The sequence below is a fragment of the Vibrio diazotrophicus genome (assembly GCF_038452265.1).
GTDB classification, from domain to species: domain Bacteria; phylum Pseudomonadota; class Gammaproteobacteria; order Enterobacterales; family Vibrionaceae; genus Vibrio; species Vibrio diazotrophicus.
In genome coordinates, this window is record NZ_CP151842.1 from 2,492,555 (window position 1) to 2,510,265 (window position 17,711).

General features: G+C 43.9%; 13 protein-coding genes and 16 tRNA genes. 21 read left to right on the forward strand and 8 right to left on the reverse strand.

The window, feature by feature from the left end; translation table 11 throughout:
- The first annotated feature begins 138 nt into the window (after nucleotides 1-138).
- The 21 genes from lolB to AAGA51_RS11515 all read left to right on the forward strand — a co-directional run bounded on the left by lolB (nucleotide 139) and on the right by AAGA51_RS11515 (nucleotide 7,257).
- Nucleotides 139-753, forward strand: a complete 615-nt coding sequence (lolB, locus tag AAGA51_RS11415; protein WP_042484121.1) for a lipoprotein insertase outer membrane protein LolB — start codon at nucleotides 139-141, stop codon at nucleotides 751-753.
- Nucleotides 750-1,658, forward strand: a complete 909-nt coding sequence (gene ispE, locus AAGA51_RS11420; RefSeq protein ID WP_042484124.1) for a 4-(cytidine 5'-diphospho)-2-C-methyl-D-erythritol kinase — start codon at nucleotides 750-752, stop codon at nucleotides 1,656-1,658. The genes lolB and ispE overlap by 4 nt, the downstream gene beginning before the upstream one ends.
- Nucleotides 1,651-2,595 (forward strand): ribose-phosphate pyrophosphokinase, encoded by a 945-nt coding sequence (locus AAGA51_RS11425; protein WP_042484128.1) that lies wholly within the window; start codon nucleotides 1,651-1,653, stop codon nucleotides 2,593-2,595. Before ispE ends, AAGA51_RS11425 begins: the two co-directional genes overlap by 8 nt.
- A 321-nt stretch (nucleotides 2,596-2,916) precedes the next feature.
- The gene (gene pth, locus AAGA51_RS11430; protein ID WP_042484131.1) at nucleotides 2,917-3,507 is read left to right on the forward strand and encodes an aminoacyl-tRNA hydrolase; all 591 of its coding nucleotides are present in this window, start codon (nucleotides 2,917-2,919) and stop codon (nucleotides 3,505-3,507) included.
- A 10-nt stretch (nucleotides 3,508-3,517) separates the two neighbouring features.
- The gene (gene ychF, locus AAGA51_RS11435; RefSeq protein WP_042484134.1) at nucleotides 3,518-4,609 is read left to right on the forward strand and encodes a redox-regulated ATPase YchF; all 1,092 of its coding nucleotides are present in this window, start codon (nucleotides 3,518-3,520) and stop codon (nucleotides 4,607-4,609) included.
- Nucleotides 4,610-4,900: 291 nt separating this feature from the next.
- Nucleotides 4,901-4,977: transfer RNA gene (locus tag AAGA51_RS11440), tRNA-Met, on the forward strand.
- Between the two features lie 51 nt (nucleotides 4,978-5,028).
- Nucleotides 5,029-5,113 (forward strand) — tRNA-Leu (locus AAGA51_RS11445).
- Nucleotides 5,114-5,140: 27 nt separating this feature from the next.
- A tRNA-Gln gene (locus AAGA51_RS11450) sits at nucleotides 5,141-5,215 on the forward strand.
- 181 nt (nucleotides 5,216-5,396) lie between these two features.
- Nucleotides 5,397-5,473 (forward strand) — tRNA-Met (locus AAGA51_RS11455).
- A gap of 61 nt (nucleotides 5,474-5,534) precedes the next feature.
- A tRNA-Leu gene (locus tag AAGA51_RS11460) sits at nucleotides 5,535-5,619 on the forward strand.
- 26 nt (nucleotides 5,620-5,645) lie between these two features.
- Nucleotides 5,646-5,730, forward strand: a tRNA-Leu gene (locus tag AAGA51_RS11465).
- A gap of 26 nt (nucleotides 5,731-5,756) precedes the next feature.
- A tRNA-Gln gene (locus AAGA51_RS11470) sits at nucleotides 5,757-5,831 on the forward strand.
- A 162-nt stretch (nucleotides 5,832-5,993) separates the two neighbouring features.
- Nucleotides 5,994-6,078 (forward strand) — tRNA-Leu (locus tag AAGA51_RS11475).
- A gap of 12 nt (nucleotides 6,079-6,090) precedes the next feature.
- A tRNA-Met gene (locus AAGA51_RS11480) sits at nucleotides 6,091-6,167 on the forward strand.
- A gap of 50 nt (nucleotides 6,168-6,217) precedes the next feature.
- Nucleotides 6,218-6,302: transfer RNA gene (locus AAGA51_RS11485), tRNA-Leu, on the forward strand.
- A gap of 26 nt (nucleotides 6,303-6,328) precedes the next feature.
- A tRNA-Gln gene (locus tag AAGA51_RS11490) sits at nucleotides 6,329-6,403 on the forward strand.
- A gap of 83 nt (nucleotides 6,404-6,486) precedes the next feature.
- Nucleotides 6,487-6,571: transfer RNA gene (locus tag AAGA51_RS11495), tRNA-Leu, on the forward strand.
- 26 nt (nucleotides 6,572-6,597) lie between these two features.
- Nucleotides 6,598-6,672: transfer RNA gene (locus AAGA51_RS11500), tRNA-Gln, on the forward strand.
- 183 nt (nucleotides 6,673-6,855) lie between these two features.
- A tRNA-Leu gene (locus AAGA51_RS11505) sits at nucleotides 6,856-6,940 on the forward strand.
- A gap of 26 nt (nucleotides 6,941-6,966) precedes the next feature.
- Nucleotides 6,967-7,041: transfer RNA gene (locus tag AAGA51_RS11510), tRNA-Gln, on the forward strand.
- A 131-nt stretch (nucleotides 7,042-7,172) separates the two neighbouring features.
- A tRNA-Leu gene (locus tag AAGA51_RS11515) sits at nucleotides 7,173-7,257 on the forward strand.
- Between the two features lie 264 nt (nucleotides 7,258-7,521).
- On the opposite strand, the gene AAGA51_RS11520 is transcribed toward AAGA51_RS11515, so the two are convergent.
- From AAGA51_RS11520 to flgG, 8 genes are all read right to left on the reverse strand, one after another.
- The gene (locus AAGA51_RS11520; RefSeq protein WP_042479973.1) at nucleotides 7,522-8,655 is read right to left on the reverse strand and encodes a flagellin; all 1,134 of its coding nucleotides are present in this window, start codon (nucleotides 8,653-8,655) and stop codon (nucleotides 7,522-7,524) included.
- 486 nt (nucleotides 8,656-9,141) lie between these two features.
- Nucleotides 9,142-10,281 (reverse strand): flagellin, encoded by a 1,140-nt coding sequence (locus AAGA51_RS11525; RefSeq protein ID WP_042479976.1) that lies wholly within the window; start codon nucleotides 10,279-10,281, stop codon nucleotides 9,142-9,144.
- 391 nt (nucleotides 10,282-10,672) lie between these two features.
- Nucleotides 10,673-11,866, reverse strand: coding sequence for a flagellar hook-associated protein FlgL (gene flgL / locus AAGA51_RS11530; protein WP_042479977.1), 1,194 nt, complete (start codon nucleotides 11,864-11,866; stop codon nucleotides 10,673-10,675).
- A 12-nt stretch (nucleotides 11,867-11,878) separates the two neighbouring features.
- Nucleotides 11,879-13,753, reverse strand: coding sequence for a flagellar hook-associated protein FlgK (gene flgK / locus AAGA51_RS11535; protein WP_042479980.1), 1,875 nt, complete (start codon nucleotides 13,751-13,753; stop codon nucleotides 11,879-11,881).
- 176 nt (nucleotides 13,754-13,929) lie between these two features.
- On the reverse strand, nucleotides 13,930-14,880 hold the full coding sequence (gene flgJ / locus AAGA51_RS11540) for a flagellar assembly peptidoglycan hydrolase FlgJ (RefSeq protein WP_042479984.1): 951 nt from the start codon (nucleotides 14,878-14,880) through the stop codon (nucleotides 13,930-13,932).
- 10 nt (nucleotides 14,881-14,890) lie between these two features.
- Entirely contained in the window at nucleotides 14,891-15,976 is a 1,086-nt protein-coding gene (locus AAGA51_RS11545) for a flagellar basal body P-ring protein FlgI (protein ID WP_042479986.1), read from the reverse strand.
- 116 nt (nucleotides 15,977-16,092) lie between these two features.
- Complete coding sequence (gene flgH, locus AAGA51_RS11550) at nucleotides 16,093-16,872, reverse strand: flagellar basal body L-ring protein FlgH (protein WP_042480737.1); 780 nt, start codon at nucleotides 16,870-16,872, stop codon at nucleotides 16,093-16,095.
- Nucleotides 16,873-16,922: 50 nt separating this feature from the next.
- Nucleotides 16,923-17,711: a flagellar basal-body rod protein FlgG gene (gene flgG, locus AAGA51_RS11555; protein ID WP_042479988.1), complete on the reverse strand. Its 789-nt coding sequence runs from the start codon at nucleotides 17,709-17,711 to the stop codon at nucleotides 16,923-16,925.

The window sequence follows — 17,711 nt, forward strand, 5'->3', positions numbered from 1 at the left end:
AAATGAATTAGGGGCAGAATTTTACTTTATGCCCCTTGTGATTGAAAGAGCAACGAGGATTTGTTTTCCCGACTTCGTGATATCAATGATATAGTAGCGCCAGTTTCACTCACTTTGCCGGACAAATAACGAGCAATTATGATGATTAAACCGCGTATTCTCCTCTCCTTGAGCTTTTTGCTGATTCTGTTTGGCTGTAGTTCAACACCAGAACCTATCGTTGATGTAGAGTGGCAAGCCCACCAACAAAAACTGCAACAGATTCAAACATATCAAGTTATCGGCAAGATCGGCTATATCTCACCAGAGCAGCGTGAAACCTTAAACTTTCAATGGCAAAAGTCATCTAATAAGAGTCAACTTCGTCTGACCAATTTTCTTGGTCAAACTGTACTAAGCCTTTCTATGGATGCTAAAGGTGCCATCGTAGAAACCTATGATGACCAAAAATTCAATGCCGCCAATGGCCAAATATTAATTTACCAACTCACTGGACTGGATATCCCTATCGACGATCTTCAGGGCTGGGTTCTGGGACTACCAACAAAAGCCGATCATTTTAAGCTTAATGAAAGCAATACATTAGCTTCTCTGGACAAAGCTTCAGGTCGACAAAACTGGCATGTCGATTACACTCGATATAAAGAATTCAATTGGCAAAATGACATTATTCCTTTACCCGATAGAATGCAGCTAACTCAGCAACAAACGTCTATAAAACTTGTTATCTCTAAATGGATACTTAACCCATGATTTTTGGCAAAACGGTTTGGCCATCTCCTGCAAAGTTAAATCTATTTCTCTACATCACTGGACGTCGTGATAACGGCTACCACGAGCTACAAACACTGTTTCAGTTTCTCAATTATGGTGATGACATCACCATCTCCACCAACGAGAGCGGTAAGATCACTCTGACTCCTGAACTGGAAGGGGTAAAAACTGAAGACAACCTGATTTGGAAAGCGGCAACCGCATTGCAACAAAAAACGGGTTGTAACTTGGGTGCGGAGATTGAGTTAAACAAGATCCTACCAATGGGCGGAGGTATCGGTGGTGGATCTTCAAATGCCGCGACCGTGTTAGTCGCTTTGAATTTTCTTTGGCAAACCAACCTCAATGATGACGAGCTCGCAGAGATAGGCTTAGCTTTGGGCGCCGATGTACCCGTATTTATCCGTGGTTTTGCCGCTTTTGCAGAAGGTGTAGGTGAAGAGTTAACGCCTGTTGAAGCACAAGAAAAATGGTATTTAGTGGTGAGACCGAATGTCAGCATCGCAACTAAAGATATTTTTTGTCATCCTGACTTGACCAGAAATACGCCAAAACGAGAGCTGTTCACGCTTCTTGACACTCAATACGAAAACGATTGCGAAAAAATTGTCCGAATGCTGTATCCAGAGGTTGATAAGCAACTTTCTTGGCTGCTACAATACGCGCCGTCAAGATTGACCGGTACAGGATCGTGCGTTTTTGCTGAATTTTCAAACGAAAACGATGCAAAAAATGTTCTGTCCGAACTCCCTGACACCGTCTCAGCGTTTATCGCCCAAGGGCGAAATGTTTCTCCGCTTAAAGAGACACTGGCTAGATACCAAACAGCCAACCCCAATCTATTTAAAAACTGGACGCAACCCCGAGGTTTCCACCGTGCCTGATATGAAGCTATTTGCTGGTAATGCCACACCCGAACTAGCACAACGTATTGCTGATCGTCTATACATTTCTCTTGGAGATGCTACTGTTTCACGTTTCTCTGATGGAGAAGTTGCAGTACAAATCAATGAAAATGTTCGTGGTAGCGACGTATTTATCATCCAATCTACTTGTAAGCCAACCAACGACAACCTTATGGAACTCGTTGTAATGATTGATGCTATGCGTCGTGCTTCAGCAGGCCGTATTACTGCTGTTATTCCTTATTTTGGTTATGCTCGTCAGGATCGCCGTGTGCGTTCTGCTCGTGTGCCAATCACTGCAAAAGTTGTTGCAGACTTCCTTTCTAACGTTGGTGTTGACCGTGTTCTTACTATCGACCTGCACGCAGAACAAATTCAAGGTTTCTTCGATGTACCAGTAGACAACATCTTCGGTACTCCAGTACTTCTTGAAGATATGAAAGCTCGTGGTTTAGAAGATCCAGTAGTTGTATCTCCTGACCTAGGCGGCGTTGTTCGTGCACGTGCAACGGCTAAAGCTCTGGGTGATATCGATATCGCAATCGTCGACAAACGTCGTCCACGCGCTAACGTTTCTGAAGTAATGAACCTAATTGGTGATGTTGAAGGTCGTGACTGTGTGATCGTAGACGATATGATCGATACAGGTGGCACACTATGTAAAGCAGCAGAAGCTCTGAAGAACCGTGGTGCTAAGCGTGTATTCGCTTACGCAACTCACGCAGTATTCTCTGGTAACGCAGCGAAAAACATTAAGAACTCTGTTCTTGACCAAGTTATCATTACTGACTCAATTACTCTGTCTAAAGAAATGGCAGCAACAGGTAAAGTGACTCAGTTGACTCTGTCTACCATGCTAGCAGAAGCGATTCGTCGTATTAGCAACGAAGAATCTATCTCAGCAATGTTCAACTAAGCGTTGAAATTGACTGTTAAAAAAGCGCCTTCTAAATAAGGCGCTTTTTTTATTCCTATCTCGCGGCGATAAACCAATCTCACTCCCCTAGCAACGCCTTTACCAGCTATGAGTTAAAAGCTATTCACTTGCCGTACTTCAAACAGAAACTGCAAATTAACGTTGTCAGAATGCGCTAACTAAATAGTCAACAGGAGCGAAAGAGACAACTTGTTCATCCTCTCAAAAACGCTTAAAGAACCGAATCCCTTTGAGCCTCGCGCCAAAGGGAATTTTTGTGCTATCATACCGCGCTTTTTCGTTTCCTAAGGGATCCTAGCTTTGAGTCAACCTATTAAATTACTTGTCGGTCTGGCGAATCCTGGCCCGGAATATTCTAGAACTCGACACAATGCCGGTGCATGGGTCGTAGAAGAACTGGCTCGTATTCACAATATTACGTTGAAAAATGAGCCTAAATACTTCGGTCTGACTGGCCGTATTGTGGTCAATGGCGAAGATTTACGTTTGCTGATCCCAACCACTTTTATGAATTTATCCGGTAAAGCCGTTGCAGCTCTTGCAAAGTTCTACCAAATTCAACCTGAAGAGATCATGGTGGCACACGATGAACTTGATCTCCCTCCGGGTGTTGCTAAGTTCAAAAAAGGCGGTGGCCATGGTGGTCACAATGGCTTAAAAGACACCATCAGCAAACTGGGCAACAACAAAGAATTTTACCGTCTGCGGATTGGCATTGGTCATCCGGGACATAAAGATAAAGTCGCAGGCTATGTGTTAGGCAAAGCCCCTGCTAAAGAGCAGGAGCAATTAGATGCAACCGTCGATGAATCGGTTCGTTGCCTCGATATCTTGTTAAAAGATGGTCTAACGAAAGCGCAAAATCGCTTACACACGTTCAAAGCTGAATAAGGTTACAGACATGGGTTTTAAATGTGGCATTGTTGGTCTACCAAACGTTGGTAAATCAACACTTTTCAATGCTCTTACAAAAGCAGGTATCGAAGCGGCTAACTTCCCGTTTTGTACCATCGAACCAAACACTGGTGTTGTACCGGTTCCAGATCTTCGTCTAGATGCACTAGCGAAAATCGTAAATCCTGAGCGTATTCTTCCAACAACAATGGAATTTGTGGATATCGCAGGTCTGGTTGCGGGTGCTTCTCGTGGTGAAGGTCTAGGTAACAAGTTCCTAGCTAACATCCGTGAAACTGATGCGATCGGTCACGTTGTTCGTTGTTTCGAGAACGAAAACATCGTACACGTTGCAGGCAAAGTTTCGCCGATTGAAGACATCGAAGTGATCAACTTAGAGTTGGCAATGGCTGACCTTGATTCTTGTGAACGTGCTATTCAACGTAACGCGAAGAAAGCAAAAGGCGGCGACAAAGACGCTAAGTTAGAACTAGTAGCACTTGAAAAATTACTGCCTGTTTTAACTGAAGGTGGCTCAGCTCGTACAGTTGACTTAACTAAAGAAGAACTGGCTGCAATTGGCTACCTAAACTTCTTAACCTTAAAGCCAACCATGTATATTGCTAACGTTGCAGAAGATGGTTTTGAAGATAACCCGTACTTGGATCTCGTACGTGAATTTGCAGCAAAAGAGAATAACGTTGTTGTTCCTGTATGTGCAGCAATTGAATCTGAGCTTTCTGAATTAGAAGACGACGAGCGCGAAGAGTTCCTAGCAGACATGGGTATCGAAGAACCGGGTCTAAACCGCGTGATTCGTGCGGGTTACGAACTACTAGAACTGCACACTTACTTCACGGCAGGTGTTAAAGAAGTTCGCGCTTGGACAATTCCAATTGGTGCAACAGCGCCAAAAGCAGCTGGCAAAATTCACACTGACTTTGAAAAAGGTTTCATTCGCGCTGAAGTTGTCGGTTATGACGATTTTATCCAATTTAACGGTGAAAGCGGTGCGAAAGAAGCAGGTAAATGGCGACTAGAAGGCAAAGATTACATCGTTAAAGATGGCGATGTTGTTCACTTCCGTTTCAACGTTTAATCTGCATCAGACAGAATCGAATAAAAGCCAACCACTCGGTTGGCTTTTTTGTTTTTTTCGACATTTTCAAATAAAAAAATATGAATTTTTGCCGCTATGCAAAAGTAATAAATCTGTTGTTTTGTTAGCACTTTTTGATCACAAACACGCCTCTTTGTTTAAAAAAAAGTCGAACGATGCGTTTCAGGCGATTTATTCAAAAAAACTGTTGACGCTCCGAAAGCAGATCCGCATAATGCGCACCGTTCTCAGCAATAAGGCAACTTAGTTCTGAGAGCAAGAAATAGTAATGGCTACGTAGCTCAGCTGGTTAGAGCACATCACTCATAATGATGGGGTCACAGGTTCGAATCCCGTCGTAGCCACCATTTCCTAAGTACTTTTTGAAACAGCAATGTTGAAAGTCTTTAGGAAATAATGCGGAAATGGCGAAATTGGTAGACGCACCAGATTTAGGTTCTGGCGCCGCAAGGTGTGAGAGTTCAAGTCTCTCTTTCCGCACCATTATTTAAGATGAGCAATCATCTCTGCAGGTCTATCGCCAAGCGGTAAGGCAGCGGCTTTTGATGCCGCCATTCCCTGGTTCGAATCCAGGTAGACCTGCCACTATTTAAAAGATAAATGGTTAGTTAGGCATTTGATGCCTCGGTCTATTCCCCTGCTTCGGCTCTAGGTAGACCTGCCATTTATTCTTAATAACTACTCAGTTATTAATTGAGTTTCAGTATTTGAAAATTTATTGGAACTCGTAGCGAGTTTGTATTATATTGTCTCGCTCAAAAATGATGGCTACGTAGCTCAGCTGGTTAGAGCACATCACTCATAATGATGGGGTCACAGGTTCGAATCCCGTCGTAGCCACCACTTATTCTAAGTTGTTTGCTTATCTCTTAGTTAGATTGCAAATGACTTTAGATACCGAGATGCGGAAGTGGCGAAATTGGTAGACGCACCAGATTTAGGTTCTGGCGCCGCAAGGTGTGAGAGTTCAAGTCTCTCCTTCCGCACCATATTATCTCGATATCTTAAAAGTTTTGCGGAAATGGCGAAATTGGTAGACGCACCAGATTTAGGTTCTGGCGCCGCAAGGTGTGAGAGTTCAAGTCTCTCTTTCCGCACCATTATTTAGATGAGCAATCATCTCTGCAGGTCTATCGCCAAGCGGTAAGGCAGCGGCTTTTGATGCCGCCATTCCCTGGTTCGAATCCAGGTAGACCTGCCATTACAATTAAGATAGTGGTTAGTAAGGCTTTGATGCCCCATCTATTCTCCCTGTGTCGACTTCGAGGTAGACCTACCATTATTTAAAGTGATTTGTTTTAAATGACAGATCACTACAACGATTATCTGAAAACCAATATTCAGTTAATCTACAAATTAAGATGCGGAAGTGGCGAAATTGGTAGACGCACCAGATTTAGGTTCTGGCGCCGCAAGGTGTGAGAGTTCAAGTCTCTCCTTCCGCACCATTATTTATTGTTGGCTACGTAGCTCAGCTGGTTAGAGCACATCACTCATAATGATGGGGTCACAGGTTCGAATCCCGTCGTAGCCACCATTTCCTAAGTACTTTTGAAACAGCAACGTTGAAAGTCTTTAGGAAATAATGCGGAAATGGCGAAATTGGTAGACGCACCAGATTTAGGTTCTGGCGCCGCAAGGTGTGAGAGTTCAAGTCTCTCTTTCCGCACCATTATTTAGATGAGTAATCATCTCTGCAGGTCTATCGCCAAGCGGTAAGGCAGCGGCTTTTGATGCCGCCATTCCCTGGTTCGAATCCAGGTAGACCTGCCATTATTTAAGTGCTTTGTTTTAAATGACAGATCACTACAACGATTAATTGAAGACCAATATTCAGTTAATCTACAGATTAAGTTGCGGAAGTGGCGAAATTGGTAGACGCACCAGATTTAGGTTCTGGCGCCGCAAGGTGTGAGAGTTCAAGTCTCTCCTTCCGCACCATTATTCAGATGAGCAATCATCTCTGCAGGTCTATCGCCAAGCGGTAAGGCAGCGGCTTTTGATGCCGCCATCCCCTGGTTCGAATCCAGGTAGACCTGCCACTACAATTTAGATAGTGGTTAGAAAGCATTTTTGATGCCCCGTCTATTCTCCCTGATTCGGGTTCAAGGTAGACCTGCCATTATTTAAAATAGTGATTAGTCACTATTTGGAATAGCTGGTTTTAGACGAGTTATTACAACAATTAGTTGAACGCCTAATTCAATTAATTTACAGATTAAGATGCGGAAATGGCGAAATTGGTAGACGCACCAGATTTAGGTTCTGGCGCCGCAAGGTGTGAGAGTTCAAGTCTCTCTTTCCGCACCATTATTTAGATGAGCAATCATCTCTGTAGGTCTATCGCCAAGCGGTAAGGCAGCGGCTTTTGATGCCGCCATTCCCTGGTTCGAATCCAGGTAGACCTGCCATTACAATTAAGATAGTGGTTAGTAAGGCTTTGATGCCCCATCTATTCTCCCTGTTTCGACTTCGAGGTAGACCTGCCATTATTACAACGATTAATTGAAGACCAATATTCAGTTAATCTACAGATTAAGTTGCGGAAGTGGCGAAATTGGTAGACGCACCAGATTTAGGTTCTGGCGCCGCAAGGTGTGAGAGTTCAAGTCTCTCCTTCCGCACCATCATAATAGAACCCAGCTTAGGCTGGGTTTTGTTTTATCTGTCATCTGTCTAACAACATCCCTCTGCTTATCTCTTCATTTCAAATCACCACGCCTTTATAAAAGCTTGAATCAATTACCTTGAAGACGGTTGCTATTCCTTTAGATCTTCTTTTCTCTACGAATACTCCGTCATAAAGGCGGTGACTGTAATAATGAAGCTTTGCTAGGTATAAAAAAATCCAGCCGAAGCTGGATTCTTTATTAACACTAATGTACTCGCTATTAGCCAAGTAGAGCCAAAGCAGAGTTTGGTGCTTGTTTTGCCTGTGCCAATACCGTACTTGAAGCTTGAGAAAGTATTTGCGACTTAGTTAATGACGTTGTTTCTTTCGCAAAGTCAGTGTCTTTTATTCGGCTCTTAGAAGCATTCACGTTTTCGTTAATGTTTTCTAAATTGCTGATGGCATGGTTAAAGCGATTCTGGAATGCCCCCAACTCAGCACGATGGCTATCAACGAACTTCAGTGCCGCATCAACAATCGCTACTGATTGCTGTGCACCACCAACGCTTGTCACATCGATATCTTTAACAGTGACGTCTTTACCTTCACCAAAGCCCAATTCACCAGCAAGGCTACCACCAAACGTCGCTTGGCCTTCCACTTTATCTGCCGCAGTAAACAGCTGTAGTTTGCCGTCTTCATCGACAGAAGCTTTCACCATGTCTGTTTGACCATTAATGTAAGTGGCTAACTCTTCAATATCATCGCCTGTTTTCGCATTGATAGAGATGGTTTTCTCACCTTCATATTTGTCATTAAGAGTAATCGTCAGATCATTGCTTCCTGACTTAACAGCCCAGTCTTTACCTTGACCATTTTCTGCTTTGTAGCTAACGCCACCCATTTTCTGGTTGTCACTGCGCATATTGTTCAGTGAAAGCATCACTGCTTCACCGCTATCTGCGCCAATCTGGAATGACTTAGTATCAAAGGTACCATTGAGGAGCTTACCACCGGCAAATGATGTGGTTTCCGCGATACGGTTAAGTTCATCATTCATTGACGAAATTTCTTCCTGAATAGCTACACGCTCAGACTTAGAGTTCGAGCCGTTCGCTGCTTGCAATGATAAATCACGAACACGTTGTAGAATGTTCGTAGTTTCATTCATCGCACCTTCAGCGGTTTGAGCAATAGAAATACCATCGTTCGCATTACGTACAGCAACATCAAAGCCTCGGCTTTGAACATTCAGACGGTTTGAGATCTGTAGACCTGCTGCGTCATCTTTTGCACTGTTGATCTTTGAACCTGATGACAAACGTTCCATAGACGTTTGCTGAGCAGATGTAGCACTGTTCAAATATCGCTGTGCTGTCATTGCTGACACATTAGTATTTACGTTCACTGACATAGTTGTCTCTCCTAGATTTTTCTGCGAAGCGGAACTTCGAATGCGGCTTCCGACGTCTCGAAAAACCAAAATGTTCTCTCAAAGTTATCTCTGTTAGCGGCCCACAAGAGAATACCTTTAGAAAAATTAAGGATTTACCGAAAATATGCGACGCAAACAGCAAAGAACTGCCAACTCTGTAGGATGCAGACTAGATAAACGTAAGGGTTAACTTAAAAAGATCGGATATTGGGGAAAGGGAAATGACAAATTACAGGCAAAAGAAAAGCCCCTTTTCCTTTGAGAGAACTGGGGCTGTTTGTGGTAGCCAAACCATGTGGAGATCAAGAGAAATGAACACATTTAGGCATACCGGGGCGTATGAATATTATCCGGTGGCAGACAGGGTGTAGATTGAGAGAGCCTGCCACTTTCTAATAAACATACTTTGCCAAAGGATCTTCAATACATGTCTACGTCTAGACTTATTAATGAAGAGTCCTAAAACTACTGCAATAGTGTAATTGCAGAGTTTGGCAACTGTTTCGCTTGAGCGAGAATTGAGGTACCCGCTTGTTGCAGAATTTGAGATTTAGTAAGTTGCGTGGTTTCCTTCGCAAAATCTGTATCTTTGATACGGCTCTTAGACGCTTCAACGTTTTCTTGGATGTTTGCCAAGTTACTAATACTGTGGCTTAAACGGTTTTGTTTCGCACCCAAGTCAGCACGTTGTGAATCAACGTATTTCAAAGCCGCATCGATAATACCAACAGCGTTTTGAGAACCGCCCACTGTTGTTACATCAATATCTTGCACTGTTGTGTATCTGCCACTTTCAGTGCTCAAACCAAGTTCACCAGCCAGACTACCGCCAATGTTGAAGTCCTGTGCCATATCCGGTTCAGCGATGAAAATTTGTAGCTTGCCATCTTCGTCTACTGACGCTTTGAACACGTCAGTTTGACCATTGATATATGTTGCAAGCTCTTCGATATCGTCACCGACTTTAGCTTGAACGCTTACCGTCTTCGGCTCACCATCTTTACCAGTAAACTCGAAAGTCAGTTCATTTGCGTTGACAGGTACGCCCCAGTCTTTTGTTTTGCCCTGCTCTGAAACGTACGCCATACCACCCATACGAGGTTCATCAGCACGGATACTGGTTAGGCCCATGATGATTGCTTCACCAGAGCTAGAACCGATCTGGAATGATGCTTCACCAAATGAACCGTTAAGCAGTTTACGTCCACCGAATGATGTGGTTTCTGCGATACGGTTTAATTCGTCTTGCAGCGCTGACACCTCTTCGTTAAGCGCTGTACGCTCAGATAAAGAGTTGGTACCGTTTGCTGATTGCAAAGATAGGTCACGCATACGTTGTAGGATGCTGGTTGACTCATTCATTGCACCTTCCGCAGTCTGTGCAATCGAAATACCGTCGTTGGCATTGCGCATTGCTACATCTAGACCACGAGACTGAGCAGTCAAACGGTTAGAAATTTGTAGGCCCGCTGCATCGTCTTTCGCACTGTTGATGCGGTTACCAGACGACAAGCGCTCCATAGATGTGTTTAGCTCACCAGTCGCTTTGTTTAGATAACGCTGCGCAGTCATTGCCGACACGTTGGTATTTACATTAATGGTCATAGTTTGCTCTCCTATCGAGTCCGCAAGTATTTTGCGAAGCGGTCAGCTTTACTCTTTGGAAGCACTGACCGTAAATAACTTGCTAAATCTGCAACATGTGCCGATTTAAAAAATTGTTTAATTAACACTAGTATTGATAATTCAATATGTGTGCCAACTTTAAAATTCAGTGAAATTATTTTTAAAAGCACTAAATTTCAATAAGTTACTGACATCATCTATCCAATATCATTGGAAAACCTAGAGAGTCATAGCCAGCGGCAATAATTAATTGCCGCATACTTGCCGCTTTACTATTGATTAACTCGTAATCAATAAACGAAGTGGCAATCGTTCCTTTATTAATCACATTTCACTTTGCTCATATGGCATTGCACATATGGCATTCAAGTTAGATGTAATTAAATAGGGTTAAATCTTTGGTTTTGCCGAACGCTTGTTGAGAAGCTTGCAGTGCTCGGGAATTTTCGTTGAATTCAATCACGGCTTCTGCGTAGTCCAAGTCTTCAAACTGACTTTTTGACTTCGCTAAGCTGATTTTGAAATCTTCGTGTTGCTCTTCTTGAATATCTAAAGTGCTCAAACTTGCACCGATATTTGTGTGCGATTTATTCAAGTGAATAAAGGCTTTATGCAGTTCCTCTGTCACTTGATGTAACTTCGCAGTCGAAGAAGCATCCGCGACTGAGCGGGATGAATACTCAATCGCATCTTTAAAGCTGTCGAAAATACTGAAGGTTTTACGCGGCTCGATGGTTATAGAGTCACCTTTGGTGATCTGCCCTTTAATCGCGATCGTTAACCCTTCAAACTGGATACCCGTTTTGCCGTCAAATTCGTCGGCCTGCACAATGCTGCCGTTACGTTCAAGTTGATAACCAAACTTGCCGTTATCCATATCAACGAATGTCACCGTGTAGTTCGAGTTATCATCAACATTGCTGTTGGTTGCACGCTCAAGCAATAACTCAGAACCTTCTTGCAAAGCGTAATTCGGTTCGTAATCACCAAACGGGTTCTCAATCTCCATAAAGATTTTGCTACCCGGAGTGTTAAACGGAATTTCCAAGCTATTAGAAATCTTCATTTTTCGCTGATAGTCATCACCGGAATAAGTGACGTTACCAGCATTGTCGCGGAAGAAAGGCTGATTCTTTGGTTTGGTACCGGCAAAAATATAGTTGCCCATCTCATCCTGAACATTCGCAAGGTTAATGAAGTTATTGGAAATCTCTTGGATCTGACGAGCTATAGCGCCGCGGTCTTCAGGTGAAAGAGAACCGTTGATCATTTCCATGACATTCCGCTTGGCTTTATCAGCAAACTCTTCCGCATTACTAACAATAACTTCCTGATGCTCAAGACGGTTTCGAACCAAAGTAATGGCATCCAAATATTGACGTAACTGCTCTTCTTGCTGAGTCACGTTCTGAATGTAATGTGTCGCGAGCGGGTTATCCGCAGCCGACAATAGCTTCTTACCAGACGCTAGCTGCGCTTGGTTATGGTGAACTTTCGATTCCTGACGACGCATGTCGTTTTGCACAGATTGATAGTTATGGAAGCTAGAAATTCGAGTTAACATTTAATCTCCCTCCTATCTCAACTGCAGAATAGTGTTAAACGTATCGTTTGACGCTTGGATGATACGAGACGAAGCCATATAGGCTTGTTGAAACTTCATCATGTTTGCCGCTTCTTCATCCAGGTTTACCCCAGATACAGAAGCAATACGTTCTTGTGCTGACTGCTTTTCTAAACGAGAAACGTCCGTAAGACGTGAAGCAGTCGACAGCTTCAAACCAAAATCTGTATTGAGGTTGTGGTACAGATCGATGATGGTCGAGTTGTTATCGTTCATCTCTTTATTGGTTTGAACATTGATCATTTTACGTAAGTTGCCGTTGTCACCTTCTGAAGCGACAAGGTTTGCCGTAAATTTGTCATCCGGCAATGCACCGCCGGAGAGTTCAAAAATAGTTCCCTGAACTTCAACAGGACCTGAAGGCGGATACTCTTGCGGTTCCAAAAGGATGTTGCCTTTTGTATCGGTAACGGCAAACTGATCACCCAAAGGAGAGATCACCACTTCAAACTCACGAACAGCACCTGCTTCAAGAATTTTGAATTTCGCTTTGCCTTGGGCAAGCGTGGTCGATGCTTCATAACTTTGAGCGGCAATTTTTGCCGGATCGTTGGTGATGAGCTTAATCTCTTTGGCACCATTACGAGTTGGGCGCAATATTACGCGCTCGCCCGTTTGTGGGTCATTGTTGATTTGGATTCGCATGCCATCGATAAAAATATTGCCGCGAGATTCCTCTGCAATCACCTGTTCACCGCTAGGACGCGTGATCACATAGTCACTGCCATTATAAGAGAGCGAGTACTCTCCACCAGTGAGCTGGCTGATATCATCAATGTAAACGGCGACGTCTGCTTTTGAATCTGCAGGAGTAACAACACGCTCACGTGCGGCAACATCTGAGTTCACATCAGTAAAAATGTTATGACCGACATCGCCACGCAAATCCAAACCTTGCCATTGCAACTTATTCACTTCATAAGAGAAGGATGTCGCTAAGCGGCCGATTTCATCCATAACGTAAGGGATGTGATCGTCACGCATATCCATCAACGCGCCAATTTTGCCGCCGATGTCTTTTGCCGTAATCGGTTTAATCCCATTACCTTCAACCATTGCAAGACGACGTTGTTTAACATCTGGATAGCCGTCCATCATTTTCAACTGGCTTGCTTCAGTGCCTGAAACCAAGGTATGACCATTGCCGATATGGATGTTAAATCCTTCCGCATTTTTACGAGGCGTAACGGTAACATTGGTGTACTCAGAAAGCTCAGCCACCAGCTTTTCATGCTGATCCATTAAATCATTGTGAGGACCAGGTACCTTCATCATCAGACGCTGTAAATCACGGATTTCAACTGCGATCTGGTTAATACGTTCGACACCGACATCAAGACCTTTGTTGGTCACATCGTACTGTCGGCGCACTGTCTCATGGAAATCGTTAAGGTTTTGAGAAATCAAATTAGCTTTCTCAAGTACCACTTTACGAGCGCCCACGTCATTAGGGGAATCCGCCAGTGATTTCACCGCATCAAACCACTCGTTAAGATTCTCAGGAATTTTTTTAGACGCAACGGAAGAGAGCAATTTGGATAACATATCGAGGTTCTGCTCGGTATCGCTCTTAAATGCGTATTCAGAAGTGGCAATGTTCAGCTCTTTAACGGCAAACTGATCCCATGAGCGGCGAACATTGTCCACATGTACGCCCATACCATAGGTTTGTCCGCCGTATTGGCGAGGCATGTTGGTCCCTTGGATCACAGACTGACGGCTGTAACCCTCTGTATTAACATTAGAAATGTTATGACCTGTTGTATTGAGTTGTCTCTGAGCGGTTAATACGCTTTGCGTACCCACATTCAGAAGATCAGACGCCATACTGCCCCCAAAAACTATAAAAACATCAGTGTTCACTGACTATCTACAGGGTATAAAGCAACATGTATGCCAATTTTATTTATTGGAGATAAGCCGAGGAAATATAAAGAAGAAATAGGAAATGAGGTAAAGAAGAAAGACAAAAAAGCCGGAGTCATTTCTCCGGCCTTCACAATTTAAAGTTCGCCCATCTGGTCGATTTGAGATTTCACTCGTAGCACTTTGTCTGCGTATTCTGGGTCAGTTGCGTATCCCGCTTTATGAATACCTCGAATGAACTCTTCGTTGCTACCTTGATGATTCAGTGCCGTAGTGTAACGAGGGTTCTTTTCTAAGAAACGAACATAATCGTTAAAGCTGTCTTGGAAAGAGTTATACGAACGGAATGCCGCTTTTTCCATAACAGGTGTATTGTGGTGATACTCCAAGGTTTGAGTTGCCACTTTGTTTCCTTGCCAACTGCGATCCGCTTTAATGTTGAATAAATTGTTGCTGCTACCACGGGCATTTTTAACCACTTTCTGCCCCCAGCCTGTTTCTAATGCCGCTTGAGCAATCAGTAGAGAGGCATCAATGCCCAACGCTTTTGCCGCTTTATCAGCATAAGGCTTCAATGAAGAAACAAATGAACGCGGTGATTCAAAGTTTGCCGCCTGTTGAGCCTCTGCGCCACTAGCAGTAGCACTACCAGCCATCGCGAGTTCACTGTCATCACTCATTTCTGCTCGGTTTGCCTGTGCTTCGCGAGAACGTTCTACACGGCGCATCGCTTCTTGGAAACCATCTTCACCGCCAGATTGTGATTTCTCACCAGCAGACAGTTGCGCCACAATCATATCCGCTAAACCAAGCGAACCCGACGAGCTCAGTTCACTGGTCATTTGCTCATCAAGCATCTGACGATAGAAATCTTCATTTTGACTGTTAAACAGTTCCGATTTGAAGCCAGAATTCGCGTCACGCATCGACTTCAGCATCATGTTGGTAAAGATCGATTCAAACTGACGAGCTGCCGCAGTTAACGCTTCTTTTTCTGAGTTTTCATCACCACCCACAGCCTGCTTACGCAGTTTATCTAGGCTGGCAATATCGTGAATAAAACCAATATCGTTAGAGTTATTAATCATCTTAATCTCCTTAGATAATGATCAACTGACCTTCAATAGCACCTGCTTGCTTAAGAGCTTGCAGGATTGCCATTAAGTCTGAAGGCGCTGCGCCGACTTCGTTTACTGCACGTACAAGTTCATCGAGAGTCACACCCGGCTCAAGTTTAAACATCTTGCCCTGCTTCTCTTCTACTTCGATAGTCGAATTAGGAACAACCACGGTTTGACCACCAGAGAAAGCATTCGGCTGGCTGACATTTAGATTCTCTTTAATAGCCACTGTCATACCACCATGAGTCACTGCCGCGGGTTTTAAGCGAACGTGCTGACCAACAACGATAGTACCAGTGCGGGAGTTAACAATAATTTTTGCCGATCCGTCTGCTGGGTTAAATTCTAAGTTTTCAATCGCAGAAAGAAATGCCACTCGCTGGCTCACATCACGAGGAGCACGAACGCGAACTGATGCAGCATCTACCGCTGATGCCATTTGAGGGCCAAGGAAGTTGTTCACTGCATCTGCCATACGTTGAGCAGTAGTAAAATCCGACTCCAGTAAGTTGAAGGTAATAAAATCGCCGCGACCAAATGGTGTTGGAACTTCACGCTCGACAATCGCACCACCTGAAATCATACCCACCGCTGGGTTATTACCCACGACTTTTGAACCGTCCGCGCCAGAGGCACTAAAGCCGCTAACAACTAAGTTACCTTGTGCCACAGCATAGACCTGACCATCCAAACCTTTTAAGAAGGTTTGCATCAATGTGCCGCCACGCAGGCTTTTCGCTGAGCCGATTGAAGAAACAGTAATATCGACCGTTTGACCTTGCTTAGAGAATGCTGGCAAATCAGCCGTCACGATTACAGCGGCAACGTTTTTGGTTTTTGGCTTAGTGCCAGGTGGCAATTGAATGCCGAAGCTTTGCAGCATGGCGTTGAAGCTTTGATCTGTGAAAGGTGTGGATTCACCCGTACCCGGCAAACCAGTCACCAAACCGTAGCCCACCAATTGGTTACTACGCACACCTGCTACTTGAGCAACATCTTTGATGCGAGCAGCGTTGGCGCTTGCTGTCACTAGCATCATCAATAACAAAGTGAGTTTTTTCATTGTGGGTTACCGTTAACGTTAGGTCTGCCGACCTGAGTTCAAAAAAACAAATGAGGCCAATTAGGCCTCATCGATATCAACTTAATTCTGTCAATTCTTCGACTGTAGAGCTTAATCTACAGAGACACATTAAAAAATCGTGCCAAGAATCCAGGTTCTTGCATATCTTGGTTCGTTCCGGTACCAGAATATTGAATTCGAGCGTTAGAAATACGGGTTGAAGCAATGGTGTTATCAAAATCAATGTCGTCAGGACGAATAGTTCCGCTTAAACGAATGTACTCATCACCGGTATTAAAGGTTAACCATTTTTCACCACGAATCACGAGGTTACCGTTTGCCAGTACTTCAATAACTTCGACTGTAATCGAACCCGAAAGACTATTGCTCTGGTTAGCTTCTGCACTGCCGCTGAATTTATTGTCATTTTTTAACGCATAGGAAAAGTTGTAATCACCCACGGTTAAGTTCTGCCCACCGACGGCAAGAGGATCCATCGATGCATCATTCGATTTTGACAAATCAGCATCAGCACTTTTTGCCGCTTTGGTTTTTTCATCCAAGGTCACTGTAATGATGTCACCAATAATACGAGGTTTTGAATCATCATAAAGGCTACTTGAGTTAGCTAAATTAAATAGTGAACCCGTCTCTGCTGCGTAATGTTCCGGCTTAGCTTTCGGGTGAATCGGTGCCCATGCAGGATCGCCAGCAACAGGATCAGTCCGTTTACGCAGAGTATCAACCATGCCAGTATCAGTTTCAACAGCCTTGTCACCTTCAACCGCATCTACGACCGTAGTTCCAGCAGTCACATCCGAAGTTTCGATCTCTTCTGGCAGTAATCCGCAACCAGAAACCGTCAAAACAAAAATTAGGCTAAGTAAACGTTTCATCATCACTATCTCTCAATCACTCTATATAAACCAAAGTTACTGCTATTGGGTTATAGCTGCTGGTTCGCATAGCTCATCATCTTGTCTACTGCCGAGATAACTTTCGAGTTCATCTCATAGACACGTTGAGCTTCAATCATATTCACCAGCTCTTCAGTTACGTTAACGTTTGAGCTTTCCAGTGTTGACTGACGAATGCTACCTAGGCCATCTAGACCCGGCACACCTTCTTGTGGGTCACCACTTGCCCCTGTCGGCAAGTAAAGGTTCTGACCAATCGGCTCTAAACCACCTGGGTTAATAAAATCTACCGTGGTGATCTGCCCTAAAACTTGGTTGTCTTGCTGACCACGAATTCGAGCCGACACTTCACCGTCATTACCGATAGTGATTGATATAGCATCTTCAGGAACCACAATTTCAGGGTCCAAAGCGTAGCCCGCACCTGAGGTCACAATTACACCTTCATCATTCAGTGTGAACTGACCATTTCGTGAATAACCGATATTGCCATCCGGCATCAGGATTTGGAAAAAACCATCCCCTTCGATCATCATGTCGAGGCTGTTGGTTGTCGTTTGTGCGTTACCATTGGTGTGTACTTTTTGAGTAGCCACCACTTTAGAACCCGCACCTAACATCAAACCACTTGGCAATTCAGTATTCTGAGATGACTGACCACCAGGCTGGTTAATATTTTGATAGAACAAATCTTCAAAGACCGCACGACTCTTCTTGTAACCAATGGTTGATGCGTTCGCTAAGTTGTTCGAGATCGTCGCAATATTGGTTTGCTGCGCGTCGAGGCCTGTTTTACTTACCCATAATGCCGGCTGCAT